Raw genomic sequence first — 23,115 nt, 5'->3', positions numbered from 1 at the left:
AATGTATGTCGTTGAAGCTGGGTGTTATCGGTACGGGCGCTATCGGCCGGGACCATATTCGTCGTTGCAGCCAGACCTTGCTCAACAGCCAGGTGGTGGCGGTGACCGACATCGACCTGGAGCAGGCCGCCAAGGTGGTGGCGGATCTGAAACTGGACGCCGAGGTGTATCCGGACGGCCATGCGCTGATCCGTTCGCCTCAGGTCGAAGCCATTCTTGTCACTTCCTGGGGCCCGAGCCATGAGGCATTCGTGCTCGCCGCCATCGAGGCGGGCAAACCGGTGTTCTGCGAAAAACCCCTGGCGGTCACCGCCGAAGGCTGTCGCAGGATCGTCGAGGCCGAAGTGGCGCACGGCAAGCGCCTGGTGCAAGTGGGCTTCATGCGCCCCTATGACGAAGGTTATCGCGCCCTCAAAGCGGTGATCGACAGCGGCCGGATCGGCGAGCCGCTGATGCTGCACTGCGCGCACCGCAACCCGCGGGTGGGCGAGAGCTACAAGACCGACATGGCGATCACCGACACCCTGATCCACGAGCTGGATGTGTTGCGTTGGCTGCTCGACGACGACTATGTGTCGGTGCAAGTGGTGTTCCCGCGCAAGACCAGCAAGGCCCTGGCCCATCTGCGCGATCCGCAGATCGTGCTGCTGGAAACCGCCAAGGGCACGCGCATCGATGTGGAAGTGTTTGTGAACTGCCAGTACGGCTACGACATTCAGTGCGAAGTGGTGGGGGAGACCGGTATCGCCAAGCTGCCGGAGCCGTCGCAGGTGCAATTGCGCAGCGAAGCCAAGCTGTCCAATGCGATTCTGATGGACTGGAAAGACCGCTTTATCGGCGCCTATGACGTCGAGTTGCAGGCGTTCATCGACAGCGTGCGCGCCGGGCAAGTGGGCGGGCCGTCGGCGTGGGATGGGTTTGCAGCGGCGGTCGCGGCGGATGCGTGTATTGAAGCGCAGGGCAGTGGGCAAATTGTCCAAGTCAGCCTGCCTGAGCGTCCGCGCTTCTACGGCTGACACGCGGTCAATGTGGGAGGGGGCTTGCCCCCGATAGCAGTGGGTCAGCTAATGAATCTGGATCTGATCCACCGCCATCGGGGGCAAGCCCCCTCCCACAGTTGGATTGGGTGTGCACTTCAATAAAGGAGTGAATGTATGCGAATCGGACTGGTCGGCTATGGCCACGGAGGGCGCTTCTTTCATGCGCCACTGACTGCAACCCTGCCTTCTGCGGCTAACACTCGGTCAATGTGGGAGGGGGCTTGCCCCCTCCCACAGTTGGATTGGGTGTGCACTTCAATAAAGGAGTGAATGTATGCGAATTGGACTGGTCGGCTATGGCCACGGAGGGCGCTTCTTTCATGCGCCACTGATTGCAACCCTGCCCGGCGCTACTTTTGTTGGTGTGGTGACTCGTTCGCCCGAGCGCCGTCAGCAATTGAGCACTGATCTTCCAGGGGTTAAAGCCTTTGACAGCATCGGCCAGATCGTCGAGGCCGGCGTTGACGCCCTGGTGATTTCCACCACGCTTAAAGGTCGCCCGGCGCTGGTGCTGGAGGCCATCGAGCACGGCGTCGCCGTGGTCAGCGATAAACCTTTCGCCGCCAACGCCGAGCAGGCCCGGGTGCTGATCACCGCGGCTGAACGCCAGGGCGTGTTGCTCAGCGTCTACCAGAACCGGCGCTGGGATTCGGATTTCCTGACCTTGCGCAAACTGATCGACGCCGGCGCCCTCGGCGCTGTCACCCGGTTTGAATCCCGCGTCGAGCGTTTCAGCCCGCAATCGGTGGGCAATGCCAGCGGCGGCGGCTGGCTGCGCGACCTGGGCAGCCATCTGGTGGATCAGGCGCTGCAACTGTTCGGCCCGGTAGATCGGGTTTTCGCGCAACTGCACTACAGCGCCGAACACCCCAGCATCGACCACGGCTTCTTTGTCTCCCTGACCCACGCCAACGGGGTGATTTCCCACCTGTGGGGCAACGCCTTGCAGAACAGCCCGGCACCGCGCTTGCGGGTCAGCGGCACCCTGGGTTGCTACACCGTCGACGGGTTGGACGGCCAGGAAGACGCACTGATGGCCGGCAAGTCGCCCAAAACCGAGGGCGAGCACTGGGGGGCCGAGGAGCACCGCCGCTGGGGCTGGTTCGAACAAGGCCCCGAGCGCGAGCGTGTGCCGTCGGAAAAAGGTTGCTGGACCCAGTTCTATCGCCAGTGGCAGGCCGCCGTGCAAGGGCAGGGGCCGCTGCCGGTGGACGCCTACGAGGCGCTGGAAACCACAAGGATATTGGACGCCGCACGCCTGAGCGCCGAGCGCCAGCAGGTGGTTTCGACAAAAATAGAATAAAATTCTAAAACAGGTTGATATAGAAATTATTTTCCAATAAAGTCTTTTCCAGGTTGCATAAAGTACGTTCCGGACTCGATCCCGACGACTCAACAAAAACAAGATCAAAAACAACCAGGTACCGTCAGATGAAAATCTTCAACGCTGTACTGCGAGTTTTACGCCCAGCCCTTGCGCCACGCGGTCTGCCCCGCACCCGGCCGTTTTACTTCTCCTTCCTCAACGTGCTGTGCGTCGAAAACCAAGGCGCCCTGGTGTGCTGCATTCCGGGAGCACCGCTCGTCCGCCTGCCGTCATCCTCGCTCTGAAAAACGCAACGTCCAAAAAACCAACAAGAAAGTGGAGACAGACCGTTCATGAAGACCCCGATCCGTTTTACCGCGCTGGCGTTGTCCCTGCTGCTGGCCAGCGGTTTTGCCATGGCTGCCGATCTGAAGATCGGCGTGAGCATGTCGCAGTTCGATGACACCTACCTGACCAATGTGCGTGAATTCATGGACAAGCAAGCCAAGGCCTACCCCAAGGGCGATGGCGTGCAACTGCAGTTCGAAGACGCGCGCGCCGACGTGGTCAAGCAATTGAGCCAGGTCGAGAACTTCATCAGCCAGAAGGTCGACGCGATCATCGTCAACCCGGTGGACACGGCGTCCACGGCGCGGATCAGCAAGTCGGCGCTCGAAGCGGGTATTCCGCTGGTCTATGTCAACCGCCGACCTGACCAGAAAGACCTGCCCAAAGGCGTGGCGGCCGTGACCTCCGATGATGAAGAGGCCGGCAGGCTGCAAATGCAGTACATCGCCGAAAAACTGGGGGGCAAGGGCAAGGTGGTGATCCTGCTCGGTGACCTGGCGAACAACTCCACCACCAACCGGACCAAGGGCATCAAAGAAGTCCTGGCCAAGTACCCGCAGATCAAGATCGAGCAGGAACAGACCGGCATCTGGCTGCGTGACCGCGGGATGACCCTGGTCAACGACTGGTTGACCCAGGGCCGCGAATTCAATGCCGTGCTGGCCAACAACGACGAAATGGCGATTGGCGCGGCCATGGCGTTGAAGTCGGCCGGCACCAAGCCGGGCAGCGTCTTGATTGCAGGGGTCGACGGCACGCCGGACGGCTTGAATGCGATCACCAAGGGCGAAATGACCGTGTCGGTGTTCCAGGATGCCAAGGGCCAGGCAGTCGGCTCGGTGGAGGCGGCGCGCAAGATGGCGAAGAAGGAAGCGATCGAGCAGAACATTGTCATCCCGTTCAAGCTGATCACCCCGGACAACGTCAAAGACTTCAAGTAGCCCTTACATCACAACAATAAGCCGGCAGGGCGGTCGTGCCCGCCCTGTCGATGGAGTACCGCCCTATGCTTGCTCAAGCCACTGTCTCGCAGCCGCCCGGTATCCAGCCGTCGCTGCTGGAAGAACCGTATCTGCTGGAAATCCTCAACATCAGCAAAGGCTTTCCCGGTGTGGTGGCCCTGGCCGATGTACAACTGCGTGTGCGCCCGGGCTCGGTGCTGGCGCTGATGGGCGAGAACGGCGCGGGCAAGTCGACCCTGATGAAAATCATCGCCGGCATCTACCAGCCCGACGCCGGGGAAATCCGCCTGCGCGGCAAGCCGATTGTGTTTGAGACGCCGCTGGCCGCGCAAAAGGCCGGAATCGCGATGATCCACCAGGAACTCAACCTGATGCCGCACATGAGCATCGCCGAGAATATCTGGATCGGCCGCGAGCAACTCAACAGCCTGCGCATGGTCAACCACCGCGAAATGCACCGCTGCACCGCCCAATTGCTCGCCCGCCTGCGCATCAACCTCGACCCCGAGGAGCAGGTGGGCAACCTGAGCATCGCCGAGCGGCAGATGGTCGAGATTGCCAAGGCGGTGTCCTACGATTCCGACATCCTGATCATGGATGAGCCGACGTCCGCCATCACCGAGAAGGAAGTCGCCCACCTGTTTTCGATCATTGCCGACCTCAAGGCCCAGGGCAAAGGCATCGTCTACATCACGCACAAGATGAATGAAGTGTTCGCCATCGCCGATGAAGTGGCGGTGTTTCGCGACGGCCAGTACATCGGCCTGCAGCGCGCCGACAGCATGAACAGCGACAGCCTGATCTCGATGATGGTCGGCCGTGAACTGAGCCAGTTGTTCCCGGTGCGCGAAACGCCCATCGGTGAGTTGCTGTTGTCGGTGCGCGACCTGGGCCTGGACGGCGTGTTCAACAACGTCTCGTTCGACCTGCATGCCGGCGAGATCCTCGGCATCGCCGGGCTGATGGGCTCGGGCCGCACCAACGTGGCGGAAACCCTTTTCGGCATCAGCCCAAGCACTCGCGGGCAGATAACCCTCGATGGCAAGGCGCTGCGTATCACCGACCCGCACATGGCCATCGACAAAGGCTTTGCGCTGTTGACCGAAGACCGCAAGCTCAGCGGGCTGTTCCCGTGCCTGTCGGTCCTGGAAAACATGGAAATGGCGGTGTTGCCGCATTACTCGGGCAACGGGTTTATCCAGCAGAAAGCCCTGCGTGCGCTGTGCGAAGACATGTGCAAGAAGCTGCGGGTGAAAACCCCGTCCCTGGAGCAATGCATCGACACCTTGTCCGGCGGCAATCAGCAGAAAGCCCTGCTGGCGCGCTGGCTGATGACCAACCCGCGCCTGCTGATCCTCGACGAACCGACCCGTGGCATCGATGTCGGCGCCAAGGCCGAGATCTACCGTTTGATTGCATTCCTCGCCAGCGAGGGCATGGCGGTGATCATGATTTCCTCGGAGCTGCCTGAAGTGCTGGGTATGAGCGACCGGGTGATGGTGATGCATGAAGGCGAACTGATGGGCACCCTGGACCGTGCAGACGCGACCCAGGAAAAAGTCATGCAGCTGGCCTCCGGTATGACCGCGGTCCACTGACGAACAGCCGCGCGGGCCTGCGGTTGGCCTGCGCCATAGAATAAAAAGGTGATTGGCTATGAACGCAATAACAGACAACAAGCCTGCCACGGCAGCGGTCAAGCACCGTCGGCGCTTGCCCACCGAGCTGAGCATCTTCCTGGTGTTGATCGGCATCGGCCTGGTGTTTGAGCTGTTTGGCTGGATCGTGCGAGACCAGAGCTTCCTGATGAACTCCCAGCGCCTGGTGCTGATGATCCTGCAAGTGTCGATCATCGGCCTGCTGGCCATCGGTGTGACCCAGGTGATCATCACCACCGGGATCGACTTGTCTTCCGGCTCGGTCTTGGCATTATCGGCGATGATCGCTGCCAGTCTTGCGCAAACATCTGATTTTTCCCGTGCGGTGTTTCCGTCCCTGACCGACCTGCCGGTGTGGATTCCGGTGGTGGCGGGGCTCGGCGTGGGGCTGCTGGCGGGCGCGATCAACGGCAGCATTATCGCGGTGACCGGTATCCCGCCGTTTATCGCAACGCTGGGGATGATGGTGTCGGCCCGTGGCCTGGCGCGTTACTACACCGAAGGCCAGCCAGTGAGCATGCTCTCGGATTCCTACACGGCCATCGGGCATGGCGCGATGCCGGTGATCATCTTTCTGGTGGTGGCGGTGATCTTCCATATCGCCCTGCGCTACACCAAGTACGGTAAGTACACCTACGCCATCGGCGGCAATATGCAGGCGGCGCGCACCTCGGGGATCAACGTCAAGCGCCACCTGATCATCGTCTACAGCATCGCCGGGCTCCTGGCGGGTCTGGCCGGTGTGGTGGCCTCGGCGCGTGCCGCCACCGGCCAGGCCGGCATGGGCATGTCCTACGAACTGGATGCGATTGCCGCCGCGGTGATCGGCGGCACCAGCCTGGCCGGCGGAGTAGGGCGCATCACCGGCACCGTGATCGGTGCGCTGATCCTTGGGGTGATGGCCAGCGGGTTTACCTTTGTCGGGGTCGACGCGTATATCCAGGACATCATCAAGGGCCTGATTATCGTGGCGGCGGTGGTGATCGACCAATATCGCAACAAGCGCAAGCTAAAACGCTGACGCAGTGCAAAATGTGGGAGGGGCTTGCCCCCTCCCACATTCAGGCCTGTATTCGTCAGATCCAACCGTTTGTCTTCTATATAGCTCCACAACACTGAATTTCTTGCTATAAACGCACTCCGATGACCATTCGCCAAGCCCGTCCTGGTGCCTTTGGGGGTTATCTTGGAAAAAATGCCTGTCTTTTCAGTTGCTGCGCCCTCAAGTCGGCCTTAGACTGCCGCCCCTCGTAAATTGAGTGCCGGGTGGCGCTTGGAATGGATGGCGCCTTTCCGAGACCTGCAGAGGTTGACCGGAACGCTCCCTTATTCGCCTTAATGCACGTATTTTTTATAGAGAAATCAATGACAAAGGAAAAGTTGCTGGCCATGCCGGCGGATGACTACATGAATGCCGAACAGCACGCTTTTTTCGAGCAGTTGCTGCAAGACATGAAAGTGGAACACCACGAGCGCATTGAACAGAACCGCATCGCCATTGAGAGCCTGGACACCCCGGCCGACCCGGCGGATGCCGCCTCCGTGGAAGAAGAGCGCACCTGGTTGGTGAATGCCATTGATCGCGACCAGCGCATGCTGCCGCAACTGGAGCGCGCACTGGAGCGCATCAAGGAAGATTCCTTTGGCTGGTGCGATGACAGCGGCGAGCCTATCGGCCTCAAGCGCCTGCTGATCAGCCCGACCACCAAGTACTGCATCGAAGCGCAAGAGCGCCACGAGCAGATCGACAAGCACCAGCGTCAAGCCTGATGCGCTGAAGCTGGGGGGCGAGTACTGCGCTCCCCAGGGAAAATATCCGTTACGCCCGCTATATTGATCTGTTGCAAGCTCCCCCACTAAAGGCCCATAGATAATGGCCTGATAGTGGCGTTTAATGCAGAGACAATAATGACAAGCAGTGGGGTGACGAAGATGGCTGGAGACGGATCTCTGATGGGCGCAGCAGTGCCACCGCACGCGGTGGTGCGCGGGTTGCCCGGCTGGCTGACGCCGCTTTTGCAGAGCACCGCCGTGGTGCTGGTCCTGCTCGGCCTTGCGTTTGCCAGCCTGCCGATTTATCTCTGCCTGACACTGGCCTTGCTGGTGATCTGGCTGCCCCGTCTGAAAAAACGCACGCCCAGCGCGGCGCCGTCCGAAGCGGTCGATGCGATTGGCGACCTGACCCGCGACCTGTCCTATACCACCAGCCATAACGCATTGTCGGCGGCCGGCGTGGCCTATTCGGTCAAGCAACTGGCTGCGCGCCTGCAGTCGCAGTTGAGCGCTGCCCAGCAGATCGTCAACAGCGCCGAAGTGATGATCGGCACCGAACAAGTCACCTCCCAACTCAGTCACCAGGCGCTGGGCGCCGCCAGCCAGGCGCATCAGCGCAGTACCGAGGGCCGCGAAGTGCTGGCCCAGTCGATCACCCGCATGCACCAACTCAGCCAGCGCGCGAATGCCAGCCGCGAGATGATTGAAGCCCTGAGCCAGCGCAGCGAGGAAATCCAGCGGGTGACCCTGGTGATCCAGTCCATCGCCAGCCAGACCAACCTGCTGGCCTTGAACGCCGCCATCGAAGCCGCGCGTGCCGGCGAGCATGGGCGCGGGTTTGCCGTGGTGGCCGATGAAGTCCGCGGGCTGGCCGGCCGTACTGCTACCGCCACCGAGGAAGTCGGGGTGATGGTGGCCGATATCCAGCAACGTACCGGCCAGGTGGTGGAGCAGATTCGCCAACTGTCGGCGGACCTGCACACCGGCGTGGAGCAGGTGGAGCATGCCGGTGAGCAGTTGCAGAACATCGCCAGCCTGGCCGCGGATGTCGAAGGGCAGGTCAACGAAATCGCCCAAGGCACCGAGACCAATCGGGCGCAACTCGATAGCCTGTTCCATGCCGTGGAGCAAATGCGCAGCGACCTGACGGTGAGCGACGAGCAAACCCGTCAACTGGCCGATGCCGCCGTGCAAATGGAAGGGCAGGCCGAAACCATCAGCGAACGCTTGGCCGCCGTCGGGCTGGATGACTATCACCAGCGCGTCTACGACCTCGCCCGCGAAGGCGCGAGCCGCATCGCCGAACAGTTCGAGGCTGATGTACTGCAAAACCGCGTCAGCCTGGAGGATCTGTTCGACCGCAACTACGCGGCGATCCCCAACACCCACCCCAGCAAGTACCACACGCGTTTTGACAGCTACACCGATCAGGTTTTGCCGGCGATTCAAGAGGCGCTGCTGCCGCGACACGAAGGTTTGGTATTTGCCATCGCCTGTACGCAACAGGGGTATGTGCCGACACACAACAAGGCGTTTTCCCAACCCTTGACCGGCGATGTACAGGTGGATGCGTTACAGAATCGCACCAAGCGCAAGTTCGATGACCGTACCGGGATTCGCTGTGGCAGCCATCAGCAAGCGGTACTGTTGCAGACCTACACCCGCGATACCGGTGAGTTGATGCACGACTTGTCGGTGCCGATCATGGTCAAGGGCCGGCATTGGGGCGGGTTGCGCCTGGGCTATAAACCCGAAGGCACGAAGGCCAGGCACTAGAGATTGTTGCTGTTTGCGCAATAGAGCTATCCAGGGGATAGCTTTTTCTGAGGGTAGGAAAAACGTAGCATGGCCGCCGTTGTTAGTTAGCTAACGATTGTTGCGGAGAAGCTCCATGCAAAACAAAGTCGATGTCGCTGTGATGATTGGCAGTGGCGTACCCGAAACCCTGCGTGCGTTGGGTCAGAAGGCTTGTTGGGTCGTGCTGCTCAACGGTGAGCAGCGTGGCACCGCCTTCGCCAGCCGTGATGAAGCCGAGGAGTGCAGGGCCGCCTGGCAAGCACTGTTGCGCATGGAACAGTCAGACAGCCTGCATTGAGGGGTGTTATTGCGCTTGGTGCAGACGCTGGTTCAGTTCATCCACGGCCATCGCCCATTCAGCGTCTTCCCGAAGTTCTTCCTTGAGAAACTGAGCCTGCTGGGGCGTCCAGAAGGGCGCGTCGATCAGCTTGACGTCGTCGGCCAAAGGATGGGCAGCGATAAACGCGTCGATGTCCTTCGGGGTGGAATCCAGGCCCAGTTGATCAAACAGGGTTTCAAGGGTTGGTACTGGCGCATCCATATCGTTCTCCATGCCGGTTTTTGGGGGGGGGTATGCATCGGAGGCTTGTCGCGCAGTAGAGTTCTATCGGATTCTCAGGAGGTCAACGCCCCTGAGTCCACCGCTGTCTTGAGGGCCCTGGCGGCTTCTTTTGCCGCGACGGCGGCGGCGTCCGCGGTCTTGAACCAACGATCTTTTTCCACTTGGTGCATTGTGATCGTGGTCAAGGGGGGCTTGGCACGCATTACGATAACTGCTTGGAATTCTCCGTCTACTTCCTTGGCTTCGCCATGGATAAAAAATTCGCCAATATCAAATTCCGTCACGTATAACCTTCCCTTCAAGGTAACTGCACTGATGAAACCTGACCCGCACGGGGCAAACTTCAATGGACGGGCCAGTATGGCAGTTGTTGAGGGGCGACGGCGCGGTAAAGTCATCCAGGTGACGAAACGATCCCGCCGTGCGGGGCGTGCAGGGCGGCCTCGAGGGTTTTTGCCAGTTCGCAGGCGCGGATATGGTTGCTGCGAAAGCCTTTGATCCTGCCGCTGGTGACTTCCAGAATATGAAAGAAGTTGCGTCCGGCCGGTACAACTTGATAAAGCACGGAGTTTGAGTACCCATCATGGCTGTGCAAGCAGTAGTATTGGCGCTCGTCTTGATAGGATGAGTGAGTGCTGGAAGACGTAGCGTTGTGTTGACGTCGTTGCATGGTCAGCTCCTGTCGATCGATCTGGTTGGCCCGCCAGCAGCGGAACGGGTGGTTTTGACCCGTGTTGCTGTTTTAATATTGTCGTCGGCAATCGGTACTCGGTTCCATTCCAGATGTTTTGTTTTGTGCAGGTTGTCGGAAACTGCGCTTTTTAATTGGGTTATTCTCTGAAGCTGGTCGACCCGTCTTCTCGGGCTGTTAAACCTGTGATTTGCTGTGAAGATCGATGGCCTGCATAAGGCTCGTCGTGTATGCCTGTATTAGTCTTATGGCACCGCAGGGGCGTTTTTTCAGGGTTTTTAATCAATGCGTTGTGTCAGCGTGCCGGTATGGCCGCTTTTTTGTGCTGCCCGTTTCGGCGGACAGTGCTTTTTTTGATCTGGGGGCGTTTCCTTGGCAGTCAGTAATCTGGATATGCACGCGTTATTCGTGCTGGGTGATTTGCGCGCAAAGTTGGTCAAGCAGTTTCAATCCCGTTTTGTTTACATCACTGAACAGACACCGGAAGGCATCTATATCGCCGAGATCGATACTGAATCGGCATTGGTCGTGGATGACAAACAACGCCTTGAACTCAAGGTCGGTGATCATTTTCGTGCCGCGGTATTGCCCAGTCGCGAAGGTGGCAAGTTTGAATTGAAGTTCCGCGATATCAAGTTGACGGTGTATGGCTTGGGCGACTATGCCTTTGTTTCCTCGGCCGAAGGCCAGGGCATTGTGTTCAAGGAAGGTCACAGCGTGATGCTGGTGTTTGCCGCCAACGAACAATTGCAGGAAGGCTTGACCAAAACCCTCAAGGCCGTGACCGGCAAGGCCGCCAAGTGGCGCAAGGGTGAACTGGTGACCTTCAAGGCCAGCGAATAACCCGCTCGTACAGCAAACAGCCTTTATCTCCCGGAACCTCTACTACAGTTGAGTTGACTTAACTATTCAGAGGCTTCGCGCAGTGGCGGCCAAGCCGTCCGTTATTGCAGCGAACACGTGAGGTGCAAAGGCATGAAAGGATTGAGATCCCTGTTGGCGGCGTCCCTGGCGAGCCTGAGTCTGTCGGTGGCTTCGTTGCCGGTTTCGGCTGCACAGGCGCCTGTGCATTTCGCCGACCTGAACTGGGAAAGCGGCAGTCTGATCACCGAAGTGCTGCGCTATATCGTCGAGAAGGGCTATGACCTGCCCACCGACACCTTGCCCGGCACCACCATCACCCTGGAAACCGCACTGGCGAAGAATGACATCCAGGTGATCGGCGAAGAATGGGCAGGCCGCAGTCCGGTGTGGGTCAAGGCCGAGGCCGAAGGCAAGGTGGCCGGGGTGGGCGATACGGTCAAGGGCGCCACCGAAGGCTGGTGGGTGCCGGAGTACGTGGTCAAGGGCGACCCCGCCAAAGGCCTTAAGCCCCTGGCACCAGACCTCAAAAGTGTCGCGGACCTGGCGCGTTACAAGGACGTGTTCAAGGACCCCGAATCCCCAGGCAAAGGGCGCTTTCTCAACAGCCCCATTGGCTGGACCTCGGAAGTGGTCAACAAACAGAAACTCAAGGCCTACGGCCTGGACGACAGCTATGTGAACTTCCGCAGTGGCTCGGGGGCGGCGTTGGATGCCGAGATAACTTCCTCGATTCGTCGCGGTAAGCCAGTGCTGTTCTATTACTGGTCGCCGACGCCCTTGATGGGGCGCTACAAATTGATCCAGCTGGAAGAGCCGGCGTTCGATGCCGAGGCGTGGAAGACGCTGACGGATGCGGACAATCCCGATCCGAAGCCGACACGGTCTTTGGCGTCCAAGTTGAGTATCGGCGTGTCCACGCCGTTCCAGAAAGAACATCCGCAGATTGTCGGGTTCTTCGAGAAAGTCGAGTTCCCGATCGAGCCGCTGAACAAAGCCTTGGCGACCATGAGCGAGAATCACACCGCGCCACGGGACGTCGCGCTGGCGTTTCTCAAGGCGCATCCTGATGTGTGGAAGGCCTGGTTGACGGAGGATGTGGCGCAGAAGGTTGAAGCCAGCCTGAAATAGCGTCCCATCCTGCGGCAGAACGCGGGGCAAGAATGTGGAAGCGGGCTTGTCAGCGTGTGCCCGCTTTCACATTGGCTAGCATTCCAGCCTCAGAAGCGGGTTTGCACCGCCACTTCAAACGTGCGCGGCGACCCCAGGTAATACGCCGGCGACACATGGGCAAATTCGGCATACACCTCGTTGGTCAGGTTGCGCACGCGGCCGGTCACCGAGGTGTGGGCGTCCACCTTGTAGCGCAGGAATGTGCCGAACAGGGTGTAGGCCGGCACTGTCTGAGTGTTGGCGTTATCCGCATACACCTGGGCCACATACCGCGCATCCACGCCGCCTTGCCAATCCTCGGAAAAATCATAGGTCAGCCACAGGTTGCCGACGCGCTTGGGCACATTGGTCGGCGTATTGCCCTTGCGTGAGACCACCGCGCCGCTGGCGATTTTTTCGTTGAACTCGTCGTACTCGGCGTCCACCCAGGCGAAGTTGCCTTCGGCGAGTAGTCGCGGCGTGATGCGCAACGAACTGGCCAACTCAATGCCCTTGGACGACTGTGCGCCTACCGGGATGCTGTTGGTGGGGTCCAGCGGGTCGGTGACGGCAAAGTCCTTGCGCTCGATTTTGTAAGCCGCGACGGTGGCCGAACCGCGACCGTCCAGGTAATCGAATTTACTGCCCACCTCCCACTGTTTGCCGGTCGATACGTCGAATACCTGGGTGGTGGTACTCGGCTGTTCGGCGGCCGTGCTGTATTGCACGTACACGTTGGCCGTCGGGATGAACTGGTAGGTCAGGCCCGCGCGCCCGGTCACCGGCTCCCAACTGCGCGTGAAGTGCCGTGGACTGCTGGCGGTTATCGCGCCATGGTTGGTGACATCCAGGTCGATGGCGTCGTAGCGCAGGCCCGTCAGCAATGTCAGTTTATCGGTCAGGCCCAGGCGATTTTCCACGAACAGCGCTTTGGTGGTGACCTCGTTGGTCTTGTCGCTGATAAAGCCCGGTCGGGTGCCTGGGATGTCGTAAAAGTACCCCGGGTCGTAATGGTCAGGATCGACCGTGCTGTTGCCTGCGGCTCTCAGCGGGCTGTTGGTCGTGCTGTTGACCTTGTATTCGAAGCCGCCGGACCAGGTGGTGGCGAGGCCGAAGACGCGGTCGTCGTGGCGCAGCTCGAACTGGTTGCCATTCTGCTCACCCTGATGACGCACCTGGTACGCGGTCGAGCGGTTCACCGCGCTGTTGTCGGCGTTGTACTGGTAGGTCTCCAGGTTGCGGTAATCGCGCTGGCTGTCCAGGTGATACAGGGTGTTTTTCAGCGTGGTGCTGTCGTTGATCCGGTAGTCGATGATCGAACGCGCCCAGAGCGTGCGCTGTTCGTAACGACCGTCGGCGACGTTGTAATTGTTGAAACGGTTGTGTTTATCGATCTTCAGCTCGCCGGCCTTGGGGTTCAGCACCGGCGTGCCCCAGTACGGGCTGTCTTCATGTTCGTCCTGGTATTCCAGGGCCAGGGTATGGGACAGGTTGGGGGTAAGGTCGCTGAGCAGGGAAAACGCTACGCTCCAGGCGTCGCGCTGGTCGCGGTCGATGTAGCTGTGGTTGGTGTTGCGGCTGACGTCCAGGCGTGCGTAATGCTGCACGTCGGCGCTGGGGTCGGTCAGCGCGTGGTTCAGGCCGAATGCCATGCCGGCGGTGTCGTAGCTGCCGTAGGTCAGTTGGCCTTCGGCGGCCTGTTCTTCGCGGGTGGCCAGCTTGGTCACGTAGTTCAGCGAACCGCCCACGGAGCCTGCGCCGTTGATCAAGGACGAGGGGCCGCCGACCAGTTCCACCCGATCATAGATCCACGCATCCACCGGCCGGGCCAGGCCGGTGGCGACGTTGATGCCGTTGAACATCTGGGTGATCTGGCTGCTGGTAAACCCACGATACGAGACAAACCCCCCAAACCCCGGCGGTGCGCTGGCGTTGACACCGGGCAAGGTATTGGCTGCATCCCGGAACGTCTTGGCGCCATGGCGCTCGATGTCATTGCGGTTGGCGATCGCCACCGAGGCGGGCGTTTCGCGCACGCTCAACCCCAGTCGCGAGGCCACGCCGCTGGACTGGTCCAGGGCCAGGCCGGGTTCGTGGGAGGGTTCGCCATCGATGGTGGTCGGGGCCAGTTCGAGCGCCCAGGCACAGACTGGCAGGCAGCCGAACAGGCCTGCCAACAGAGGTAAATGTTTCATGCTTGAATCCTGAAAAACCTGCTTGAAAACAACGCACAGTCGCCCGTACTTCCTTACGGAAACGGTGTCAGTGCAGATCAGAAAGCGCGAGGATCAGGCGAGGGCGGGAGGCGCCCGTGGGTGGGCCGTGGGCCAGGTGAAGCGGGCAGGAATGTCAGCCGCCAGTACGATAGCCGGCGGCGGTGCGTGGGGTTGCGGCAACACCGCGACGTTGAGGCTGGAGTTCAGCGCCGGGCCCATGCCGCCGGTCGAGCACAGCGGGCAACCAAACGCCTTGGACAGCGTCGGCAGGCTTTCATCGGCGGGGGTGGACGGCTTGGGCGCCTGGGTGCGTGGGTCGACGGTACAGAACTGCCCGCCGATGCCGTTGAGCTGCATGCCCACCATCTGCCCATGACCAATGCTGCACGCGAACACATTGAACAGGACGCTGCAGTAGAGCATCCAGGCAATGAGCGAGCGGTCGGCACGGGTGATTTTCATGGGGTGGCACTTTACCATCGGCCGCCGACGAAATGCCTGCAAAAAATCTCAGGGGGACTATCCTACTTCGCACAAATTCCGGGAGAGGCCGCCATGAGCTTTATCGTCGCACGATGGATCGTCGGTATTTTCACCTTTGTCAGCATGGTGCATTTGTACTGGGCCGCCGGTGGCAAGCTCGGCAGCCTCGCCGCCATCCCTCAACTTCCCGGCGAATTCGCCAGCGGCCCCCGCCTGGCGTTCAAGCCTTCGGCATTGGGCACCTTGCTGGTGGCGATGGGCCTGGTGGCAATCGCCTTGCTCGTTTGCCTGCGGGCCGGGCTGTATTTTTCGCCGGTGTCCCATGGCGCATTGCAATGGGGCATCAGCGCGATTGCCGTGATCATGTTTGCCAGGGCAATCGGCGATTCGGAGCTGGTGGGTTTTTTCAAAAAGGTCGGTGGTTCGCGGTTTGCACGGTGGGATACGTATTTTTATTCGCCGTTGTGCCTGTTGTTGGGCGCCGGGTTGTTGGTGGTGGCGTGGAGTTGATCGCCTGATCGCGCCGCGAGCGTTCACCCGCCTGCAGACCCGCCCCGTGGATTTGGGCGCTTACCGATAGGCGTTGATCCTGCCCACCCGTCAGGCAGCGACCGTTATCCGGATCGTAGTAGCGGTGGCGATGGTAGTGCAGCCCGCTTTCCCGGTCGAAGTATTGACCTTGGAAGCGCAGCGGGTTTTCGATTTTTTCGACGTCCAATCGCGTGATCCGGCCATCGGCGCGGTAGTGCGCGGACCACACGATTTCGCCGTCGGGGGTGGTGAGTTCCTGCGCGGTGCCAAGGTGATCCAGTTGGTAGTGGAAAGGCGTGGTGTGCTGTGGGCCGAAGCCTTCCAGCAGGGCCAGTGGGCGGACACTGTCGGGTTCGTAGACGTAGCTGCGATGCCGTTGCGCGTGGTGCTCGGCGATCAGTCTGTCGCCTTGCCAGAAAAACTCGGTGGTCGTGCCGGCGACGGTTTTGCTGATGCGGCGACCAAACGGGTCGTAGCGGTAGTGGACAGTTTGGCCGTTGGGGCGGGTGAGGCCGATCAGGCGCTGCTGGCAGTCGTAGCGGTATTCGGTAACGACAGAGTGGGCCTGGCCACGCCGTTCGCGGATGAGATTGCCAAAGGCGTCGTAGTCGTAGTGGCGGTCATCCTGGAGCGTCAGACGGTTACCCGCCGGCGTGTAGGCGAAGCGTTCCTGTGGGGCCTGGGAATGATCAGCTCGGACCAGACGGTTTAGCGTGTCGTAGTGGTAGCGGTGCTCGCCTTTGCGGGTGTCGAGCAAGTACCTGAGGTTGCCGGCTTTGTCGTAGCTGTACTGGCGGCGGTAGCGAGTGCCTTCGATATCGCAGATGCCATGGTTGAACAGGCGTGCATGCTCATCGTATTGGTAACTGCTGAGCAGTTTGCCTTGGGCGCGTTGGTGTTCTCGGCCGGCGTCGAACAGGTGAGACGTCAACAGCGCGCCATTGAGTTCAACGGTCGCGAGGTGGCCGCCCTTGTCATGGTTGAACCCTAGCTGGTTGTTGTCCGGCAGGCGCAGGTATTTGAGTCGGCCGCAGGCGTCGTAGCCATAACGGAGTGTGCCCCAGCCCTGGTGTTCGGCGATCAGGCGGTTTTGCGGGTCGTATTCGTAGGTAAGCGGGCGGTAGCCGTCGTCGACGCTGAGGAGGTTGCCCTGGCGGTCGTAGGTATATTCAACAATGCCGCCATCGGGCAGGGTTTTCCTGACCAACCGGCCGGCGTGGTCTCGCCGGTAACGGGTGACGAGCTGACTGCCGTCGGTGCCGTGTGCGGTTTTTTCCAGCAGGTGACCGTTGAGGTCGTAGGCATAGGCGGTGCGTCGGCCGTCGAAGTCGATTTCCTGCTGGAGCCGGCCGTTGGGGTGATAGTCGAAGCGGTAGATTTCGCCGACTTCGTTTTCGATTTCGGCGAGCAACAATCGCACGTGGTCGTAGCGGTAGTTGACCTGGCTACCGTCCGCATTGATGCGGCGGCTGATCAGGGGCAGACCGTCGGTGTATTCGTAGCGAGTGACGTGCCCCAGTTCATCGTGTTCGGCGGTGATTCTTCCGTAGGGGTTGTAGCTGTATTCCCGCGTGCCACCGCCGGGCATGACCACACGAACCAATCGTCCGACACCATCCCACTGGTACTGGGTCGCCACCCCATGCTTGTCCTCTTGCGCCACCCTCCGACCGAGATCGTCATAGCGATAGCGCTTCACACTGCCGTTTGGCCAGTGTTCTTCAAGCAACTGCCCACGCTCATTCCACCACCGCCGCAGGCAGCTATGGTCGGGAAACCATACCCCGATCAGTTGGCCATACTGGTTGTAGCTATAGTCGGTAACGTTGCCATCGGGGTCGGTCTGACGAATGACATTGCCTTGGTCGTTATGTGCGTAGTTCCAAACTGCCTGGCCACGACGTACAACTCTTAAGAGTCCATTGTCATACTCGTAGGACATTGGCTCATCTTCCCCCGGAAAAAAAGCGACCAAGCATCCAGCGTCGTCGTACTGATACGCCGTTACCGCGCCGAGGGGGTCTTGCTCGACTGTGAGACGGCCCTTGTCGTCATAGGATCTGAAATGCTTGGCGCCATCCGGACCCACCCGCTGCACCCGCCGTGCCTGCGGGGCATGAACATAGGTTTCCTGACTCCCATCGGCGTTGTGAAGGGTCACGCTACCGTCGTCCCCCCAGGCATACCGCGTGTCCATCTGCAAGAAACTCGCCCAATGCCGGACACATCGCGCCGCCTTGCCAGCTCGTTCCCAAGCCCAAAAGAAGCGCGCGCCGCCGGCTAACTGGCGTTCAAGGATCAAGTGTTGCTCGTCGTACCGATAGGTCTCGCTTTCCCCTACGGCATTGGTCGCCGAAACCAGTCTTCCAATGTCGTCATAGGTGTAGGAAACCACGGTCTGTTCGGTCATCCAATCCCCTGCCGCACCGCCCGCGGGCCGCTGAACCTGGTAATCGAGGGCCACCAAGTGGCCGCGCTCATAACGGAAAAACAGCGAGCGACCGACACTGTTATCCAGGCGTTCAATGTTCCCCAACACATCGCGGACAATTCGCAGCCGGTTGCCGTAGGCATCGCTGATCGCGGTCAGCACACCGTGGCAGAAGTGGTAGAAGCGCGATGCCTGGCACAGCACCAGCTCATCCGGCGGCGCCCCCAGGAAGATCGCGGCGTCGGCCTGGCGATTGCCGGTTGTCGGTCGCGCCTCGGTCGGTAAGGGCAGGGCGGTCGATCGGTGCTCATGGTCGATCCACACCGCCGAGGCGTCTGTCAGCGTCAGCCGATGCGCCAGCGAGTGGCTCCAGCAAACCCCCAATCCGCAGTCCACATCCACCGCACGGGGGTGATAGCACCGCGTCCATTCGAACGGCAGGAGCCCGTCCAGTGCGGCATCGGTCAGCCTCAGCGAATCCAGTGCGCCATACCCGGCGTTGACCTGCTGGGGATACTCGGCCCGGCGTTGATGCATGCCATCCAGCTCAGGTGTGATAAAGGCAATGTGGGAAGCGTTAGTCATCCGTGACGTCTCGGCAAAGGGTAAGACGTCGGAGTCTGCCGCGGAAAAAAGACGCTGGACGAACGGCTGGAAAAATCAGAAGGGGCTGACACACCCAGGGAAAATCCCGCGAAAAAGCAATTGAAAGGGCTACCCAAAAAGTCGATCCGACCGATTGCGAGACCGCCCGTCATCGTTCGCGCAAATAAAACCACTCGTCTTGCCGCCCGGTTTCCAGATATCGGCCGGCGAGTTGAGCCCGCGTTGTGGCGATCCTTCAATCCGTGCGATAAGGCAATTTAGTGGCCCCTTTGTAACAAAATCCTCGCCAGAATCGCTTTTATTTTCAGCTGGTTAGGTGAGGAAGCAAATGCGCAATGTAGGAATCATGCTGATCGCCTGTTCCCTGGCCGGCGGCGCGGCTGCCGTACAGGCGCGGGAGTTGCGCGAGGGCGACAAGTACATGTGCAGTTGGGGCGCGGGCACGGCCGCCAGGGCACAGGAACTCAAGCTGTCGGGCGTTTCACTGTATGCCGCGCGGCAGAAGATCCAGACCATCAAGTTCAACAAGTCATGGATGCGGATGATGGCCATGGGCATCACCGAGCAGACCTATGACAGCCGTTCACGGCTCAAGCCCGAGGCGATTCGCCAGAGTTTCTATCAGGATTGCGTGCGCTACAAAGTGGCGCGCAAATAAGGCGCTTCTTGCTGGTCGAGCAGCGCGGTTTACAAATCCACGACAATCTCAGTGTTTCTATTTGCATACAATTGCCCCCGTCATTGAGGAGGCTGGTATGCAAACGCTTTTTCCCGGGGCGACGTCGGATGATGTCGCCGCGCTGTTCCTGATCGCCGACGTTCGCTGCCGGAAGAGCAGGGCGCACTAAAATGATGACCCCTCCGGAGCCCCGGTCGCCCGACAGCTTGCGCTACTTCGCAGTCGCGGTGTTGTGCGTTGCGGTGTTGCTGGGGATCTATTTCGTACAACTCAATGCCAAAGTCGACCGCCAGCGTGAACAGACCGTCGAGTACCTGGCTCTCTGCAGGCAAGTGGAGCGCGTGGCCAGTGCCGCGTCGGCAAACAGGATTGAACTTAGCAATACGTGCAAACAGTTGAGCGGACAGTCATCGAAAAGTCTGACGCCGAGATCGATTGATAACCCTTCTTTATAAAGGGGAATAGTACTTCAAAGTCGCGATGGTATTTGCACCAAAAAGTGGCACTTATATACCTCCCTACCTTGATAAATGTGTGGTTATTGAAGGACTTACGATTGTTTTATTCCGACGAAAGGATTAAAACCATCTTGTTACGGGATTAGGCAATCGGTACTATAGCCGGGCGTTCACCTCCCACGGTTTATGCATTTTTTAAATCCCAAGTTTCCATCAGCTACTTGGGATTTTTTTTGCCTGGGATTTGTTGTCGGCATCAACAAGCTCCGCGCGCATCCGACCATTGTGCTTGGCTTGGTACAGCAACTCGTCGATGTTCTCGGCAAACTCGAGCATCACACTGTTCCATCCAACTCGCTGGATGAGATTACCGATTTCGGTGGCGAGCAAGTCGATAACCTGCCTGAGCACATTCGAGTGAAGCGCCCCGACGCAGAATCTGCACAGGCCGCCGGACAGAGCGCGGAACTACAGGCGTCGCAGAAAGGATTTGACGATGTGCCGGGTGGTATCGGTAGTGTCCAGCTCGTCCATCGCACTGTAGGCGTGCCAGCGGCAATCGATGATTTCGTTGCACGGCCGTGCTTGCGCGATGTTCACCACCGACGCCTCGAACACATGGTGCAGCGTGTCGCGCGCCTTCAATTCCTGCAGGTACAGCAGTCCGTCGACGTTCAACCCGGTTTCTTCTTCCAGCTCCCGTTCGGCGGCGCCTACCGGGCGCTCGTCGCGTTCGACCTTACCGCCCGGCAACGCCCATTTAGATCTGGCTTTGCGCACGAAGAGGATATGCCCCTCGTGTTCGCAAATCACCGTTGCGCGTATTTTCATCGTCTGTGCCCCGCAGCGAGATGTCTGTCATAAAAGTGTAATGCAAATGTCATGCTGGGTGGTGGTGGCGCATCTGCGTGAGGATATAGATACTGGTCGATTGACGACAACGCACGAGGGGAGCAGATGAAGACGGTACGTTGGGGCATGATCGGCTGTGGCAGCGTCACTGAGTTAAAGAGTGGACCTGCTTTCTACAAAGCGCCAGGTTCGGCCCTGGTGGCCGTGATGGGGCGCCGCGAAGAGGCTGTGCGCGATTATGCGGCACGCCACGGCATTGGTCGTTTCTATACCGACGCCCAGGCACTGATCAACGACCCTGAGGTGGACGCGGTGTACATCGCTACACCGCCCGACAGCCACCTCGAATACAGCCTGATGGTCGCGGCCGCCGGCAAGCACTGTTGTGTCGAAAAACCCATGGCGCTGAATGCCGAGCAGGGCGCATTGATGCAGCGCACTTTCGAACGTGCCGGGCTGCATTTGTTTGTGTCCTACTATCGCCGCTCGCTGCCGCGCTTCCAGCAAGTGCGCGACTGGTTGCGCGATGGACGCATCGGCCAACTGCGTCACCTGACCTGGTCCCTGTGCAAGCCGCCAGCCGTCGAAGACACCAGTGCCGCCAATTGGCGCACCGACCCGGCCATTGCCGGCGGCGGCTACTTTGCCGACCTGGCCAGCCACGGCTTTGATCTGTTCCAGTACCTGGCCGGCGACATTGTCGAGGTTGCCGGGTTTACCGCGCGACAGGCCGGACAGTATGCGGCGGAAGACGCGGTGACCGCCTGCTGGACTTTCAGCTCCGGCGCGCTGGGCATGGGCTGCTGGAACTTTGTCGCGGACCGCCGTGAAGATCGCGTCGAGCTGATCGGCACCCTGGGGCGGATCACGTTTGCGGTGTTCGACGACCAGCCGTTGCGGCTTGAAGGGGCGGTCGACGAAGTGCTGGAGGTGCCTTGCCACACGCATATCCAGTGGCACCATGTGCTGGGCATGAACGCCCATATTCGCGGCGAAGCCGAGCACCCCTCGCTGGCGATCGAGGCATTGAAGACCGACCGGATTCTGGACAAGGTGCTGCAACGCAATCCCTATCATCCTGAGTAGTTTTCCTGGCGCCGGCGTTGCATTCACCACTTTCGCCGGACCCTGGCCTGCACTCACAATGCGGGCTTATTTTTTTCAAGGAACAGACGGATGAAATACAAGGCAGCCTGGCTGGCCGTGGGGTGGGTACTGGCAAGCATGGCGACGCAGGCGGCGCCACGTGAGCAACGGCCGGCGGGGGACTTTGATTTTTATGTGCTGTCGCTGTCGTGGTCGCCGACGTTCTGCCTGGCGCACCCGAACAACGAGCAATGCAGCGGCAAAGGCTACGGGTTTGTATTGCATGGGCTATGGCCGCAATACGCGCGGGGTGGCTGGCCGGCGTCGTGCGATACGCAGTCGCGGCTGTCGGCGGATGAGTTGGCCAAAGGCGCGTTGATATTCCCCACGCAGGCATTGCTCAAGCATGAATGGTCCAAACATGGCACCTGCAGCGGCCTGGAAGCCACGCGTTACCTGCAAGCCACCGATGCGGCCTTGGCCACGGTGCAGATCCCGCAGCAATTGCAGCCGTTCAACGTGCCGGGTTACCTGGAGGCACGGGAGATCGAGGCGCTCTTTCGCGAGAGTAACCCGGCCATGGGCAACCATGGCGTGGCGGTGATCTGCAAGGGCAAGGTGCTGTCCGAAGTGCGCGTGTGTCTGAGCAAGGAACTGCGTTTTGCCGGCTGCCCCAAGAGTGTGAAAACCCAGTGCCGGGACGGTGATATCCGCATTCCGGTTCAGCGCTGATCGGGCGCCTGGAGCGAGTGCAATGCGATGGCCGCCGGGGCCTCGGTTGACGTCGACACCCCGACGCGGCCCGCCAGGTAACGCGCTGGCGGCTGGCCCACGGCCTTGCGGAACATGGTGATAAAACCGCTGGCATTTTCATAGCCCAAGTCCAGGGCGACCCGCTGCACACTTTCGCCCCTGGCCAGTCGTTGCAACGACAGGATCACATGCAACTGCCGACGCCAGCGGCCGAAGCTCAGGCCTGACTCCTCCAGCAACAAGCGCGTCATGCTGCGCTCGCTCATGCCGATGCGCGCCGCCCATTGGCCGAGCGTGGCCTTGTCGCCGGGGTTGGCCAGCAGGCTGTCGGCCAGGCGACGCAGCCTCGGGTCCTGGGGCATCGGCAGGTGCAGGCCTTCGATGGGCGCCTGGGCCAGTTCGTCCAAAAGCGTGTCGATCAAACGCCCCTGCGCACTGTTCACGTCGTACAACTGCGGGAAGCTCACCGCCTTGCTGATCAACTCATGCAACAGGCCGGATACCGACAGGGTGCAGCATTGCGAGGGCAGGGCGCCGGCAGCCTCCGGGTCGATCAGCAGGCAATACAACTCAGCTTCGCCGGCGCCACGCGCGGCGTGGGGCATGCCGCCGGGAATCCACAGCGCACACTGGCGCGGCACAATCCAGATGCCGGCCTCGATTTCGCAATGAATCACCCCGCGCAGCGTGTACATCAACTGGCCTTTGCGGTGGGTGTGCTGAACGTGCTCCCAACGCTCGGACGTACTGGTCGCGCTCACGGCCACCACCGCACGCGGGACCAGATCGGCATCCTTGGCTAACAACGGATCATGCAGGTCCAGGCGATGGCGTTTCATGGTGAGCTCGCAGCTTGGCTGAATTGCGAAA

Annotated in this window: 23 protein-coding genes and 1 pseudogene; 15 read left to right on the top strand and 9 right to left on the bottom strand. The window is 60.3% G+C overall.

What is annotated here, in order from left to right; translation table 11 throughout:
• Window positions 1-5: 5 nt before the first annotated feature.
• The 9 genes from iolG to TU80_RS13520 all read left to right on the top strand — a co-directional run bounded on the left by iolG (window position 6) and on the right by TU80_RS13520 (window position 9,182).
• Window positions 6-1,016 carry a bifunctional inositol 2-dehydrogenase/D-chiro-inositol 1-dehydrogenase gene (gene iolG, locus TU80_RS13555; RefSeq protein WP_057004689.1) on the top strand — a complete coding sequence of 337 codons (1,011 nt, stop codon included), beginning with the start codon at window positions 6-8 and terminating at the stop codon, window positions 1,014-1,016.
• A 298-nt stretch (window positions 1,017-1,314) separates the two neighbouring features.
• Window positions 1,315-2,343 (top strand): Gfo/Idh/MocA family protein, encoded by a 1,029-nt coding sequence (locus TU80_RS13550; RefSeq protein WP_057004688.1) that lies wholly within the window; start codon window positions 1,315-1,317, stop codon window positions 2,341-2,343.
• Window positions 2,344-2,471: 128 nt separating this feature from the next.
• On the top strand, window positions 2,472-2,651 hold the full coding sequence (locus tag TU80_RS31565) for a hypothetical protein (protein ID WP_079444050.1): 180 nt from the start codon (window positions 2,472-2,474) through the stop codon (window positions 2,649-2,651).
• 48 nt (window positions 2,652-2,699) lie between these two features.
• Window positions 2,700-3,635, top strand: a complete 936-nt coding sequence (locus TU80_RS13545; protein ID WP_057004687.1) for a sugar ABC transporter substrate-binding protein — start codon at window positions 2,700-2,702, stop codon at window positions 3,633-3,635.
• A 65-nt stretch (window positions 3,636-3,700) separates the two neighbouring features.
• Window positions 3,701-5,254 (top strand): sugar ABC transporter ATP-binding protein, encoded by a 1,554-nt coding sequence (locus TU80_RS13540; RefSeq protein ID WP_057004686.1) that lies wholly within the window; start codon window positions 3,701-3,703, stop codon window positions 5,252-5,254.
• 58 nt (window positions 5,255-5,312) lie between these two features.
• Window positions 5,313-6,335, top strand: a complete 1,023-nt coding sequence (locus TU80_RS13535) for an ABC transporter permease (protein ID WP_017846553.1) — start codon at window positions 5,313-5,315, stop codon at window positions 6,333-6,335.
• Between the two features lie 344 nt (window positions 6,336-6,679).
• Entirely contained in the window at window positions 6,680-7,084 is a 405-nt protein-coding gene (locus tag TU80_RS13530) for a TraR/DksA family transcriptional regulator (RefSeq protein WP_010564800.1), read from the top strand.
• A gap of 138 nt (window positions 7,085-7,222) precedes the next feature.
• Window positions 7,223-8,863, top strand: coding sequence for a methyl-accepting chemotaxis protein (locus TU80_RS13525; protein WP_372812720.1), 1,641 nt, complete (start codon window positions 7,223-7,225; stop codon window positions 8,861-8,863).
• A 115-nt stretch (window positions 8,864-8,978) separates the two neighbouring features.
• On the top strand, window positions 8,979-9,182 hold the full coding sequence (locus TU80_RS13520) for a hypothetical protein (RefSeq protein WP_057004685.1): 204 nt from the start codon (window positions 8,979-8,981) through the stop codon (window positions 9,180-9,182).
• A 6-nt stretch (window positions 9,183-9,188) separates the two neighbouring features.
• Here the strand turns inward: TU80_RS13520 and TU80_RS13515 are convergent, their stop codons facing one another.
• From TU80_RS13515 to TU80_RS31560, 3 genes are all read right to left on the bottom strand, one after another.
• Window positions 9,189-9,425, bottom strand: coding sequence for a DUF2789 domain-containing protein (locus TU80_RS13515; RefSeq protein ID WP_017846550.1), 237 nt, complete (start codon window positions 9,423-9,425; stop codon window positions 9,189-9,191).
• 74 nt (window positions 9,426-9,499) lie between these two features.
• On the bottom strand, window positions 9,500-9,730 hold the full coding sequence (locus TU80_RS13510; RefSeq protein ID WP_017846549.1) for a hypothetical protein: 231 nt from the start codon (window positions 9,728-9,730) through the stop codon (window positions 9,500-9,502).
• Window positions 9,731-9,840: 110 nt separating this feature from the next.
• Window positions 9,841-10,116, bottom strand: coding sequence for a hypothetical protein (locus TU80_RS31560; RefSeq protein ID WP_081610137.1), 276 nt, complete (start codon window positions 10,114-10,116; stop codon window positions 9,841-9,843).
• A 414-nt stretch (window positions 10,117-10,530) separates the two neighbouring features.
• On the opposite strand from TU80_RS31560, the gene TU80_RS13505 reads away from it, so the two are divergent.
• Both TU80_RS13505 and TU80_RS13500 read left to right on the top strand, forming a co-directional pair.
• Entirely contained in the window at window positions 10,531-10,980 is a 450-nt protein-coding gene (locus tag TU80_RS13505) for a hypothetical protein (protein ID WP_017846547.1), read from the top strand.
• A gap of 132 nt (window positions 10,981-11,112) precedes the next feature.
• Complete coding sequence (locus TU80_RS13500) at window positions 11,113-12,129, top strand: ABC transporter substrate-binding protein (RefSeq protein ID WP_046383697.1); 1,017 nt, start codon at window positions 11,113-11,115, stop codon at window positions 12,127-12,129.
• 89 nt (window positions 12,130-12,218) lie between these two features.
• Here the strand turns inward: TU80_RS13500 and TU80_RS13495 are convergent, their stop codons facing one another.
• Both TU80_RS13495 and TU80_RS13490 read right to left on the bottom strand, forming a co-directional pair.
• Window positions 12,219-14,345 carry a TonB-dependent receptor gene (locus TU80_RS13495; protein WP_046383696.1) on the bottom strand — a complete coding sequence of 709 codons (2,127 nt, stop codon included), beginning with the start codon at window positions 14,343-14,345 and terminating at the stop codon, window positions 12,219-12,221.
• A gap of 93 nt (window positions 14,346-14,438) precedes the next feature.
• The gene (locus TU80_RS13490; RefSeq protein WP_046383695.1) at window positions 14,439-14,828 is read right to left on the bottom strand and encodes a DUF2946 domain-containing protein; all 390 of its coding nucleotides are present in this window, start codon (window positions 14,826-14,828) and stop codon (window positions 14,439-14,441) included.
• Window positions 14,829-14,921: 93 nt separating this feature from the next.
• Here TU80_RS13490 and TU80_RS13485 point away from each other — a divergent pair, with 93 nt between their 5' ends.
• Complete coding sequence (locus tag TU80_RS13485; protein ID WP_046383694.1) at window positions 14,922-15,359, top strand: DUF3995 domain-containing protein; 438 nt, start codon at window positions 14,922-14,924, stop codon at window positions 15,357-15,359.
• Between the two features lie 88 nt (window positions 15,360-15,447).
• Here TU80_RS13485 and TU80_RS13480 read toward each other — a convergent pair.
• Window positions 15,448-18,285, bottom strand: a pseudogene (locus TU80_RS13480) (DUF6531 domain-containing protein); the annotation flags it as partial.
• Between the two features lie 460 nt (window positions 18,286-18,745).
• On the opposite strand from TU80_RS13480, the gene TU80_RS13475 reads away from it, so the two are divergent.
• Window positions 18,746-19,075, top strand: a complete 330-nt coding sequence (locus TU80_RS13475; protein ID WP_026139966.1) for a hypothetical protein — start codon at window positions 18,746-18,748, stop codon at window positions 19,073-19,075.
• A gap of 692 nt (window positions 19,076-19,767) precedes the next feature.
• Here the strand turns inward: TU80_RS13475 and TU80_RS32675 are convergent.
• Window positions 19,768-19,944: a hypothetical protein gene (locus TU80_RS32675; protein WP_156422910.1), complete on the bottom strand. Its 177-nt coding sequence runs from the start codon at window positions 19,942-19,944 to the stop codon at window positions 19,768-19,770.
• Between the two features lie 78 nt (window positions 19,945-20,022).
• Window positions 20,023-20,385, bottom strand: coding sequence for an NUDIX hydrolase (locus TU80_RS13465; RefSeq protein WP_046383693.1), 363 nt, complete (start codon window positions 20,383-20,385; stop codon window positions 20,023-20,025).
• A 126-nt stretch (window positions 20,386-20,511) separates the two neighbouring features.
• On the opposite strand from TU80_RS13465, the gene TU80_RS13460 reads away from it, so the two are divergent.
• Window positions 20,512-21,492 (top strand): Gfo/Idh/MocA family protein, encoded by a 981-nt coding sequence (locus TU80_RS13460; RefSeq protein WP_057004684.1) that lies wholly within the window; start codon window positions 20,512-20,514, stop codon window positions 21,490-21,492.
• A 90-nt stretch (window positions 21,493-21,582) separates the two neighbouring features.
• A complete protein-coding gene (locus TU80_RS13455) occupies window positions 21,583-22,224 on the top strand; it encodes a ribonuclease T2 family protein (RefSeq protein ID WP_046383691.1) in 642 nt (213 codons plus the stop codon).
• On the opposite strand, the gene TU80_RS13450 is transcribed toward TU80_RS13455, so the two are convergent.
• Window positions 22,215-23,084 carry an AraC family transcriptional regulator gene (locus TU80_RS13450; RefSeq protein WP_057004683.1) on the bottom strand — a complete coding sequence of 290 codons (870 nt, stop codon included), beginning with the start codon at window positions 23,082-23,084 and terminating at the stop codon, window positions 22,215-22,217. The two genes, TU80_RS13455 and TU80_RS13450, sit on opposite strands and share 10 nt — an antisense overlap.
• Between the last annotated feature and the right edge of the window lie 31 nt (window positions 23,085-23,115).

The sequence above is a fragment of the Pseudomonas veronii genome, assembly GCF_001439695.1.
Taxonomy (GTDB): Bacteria; Pseudomonadota; Gammaproteobacteria; order Pseudomonadales; family Pseudomonadaceae; genus Aquipseudomonas; species Aquipseudomonas veronii.
This window is presented reverse-complemented; position numbering and strand designations above follow the sequence as displayed.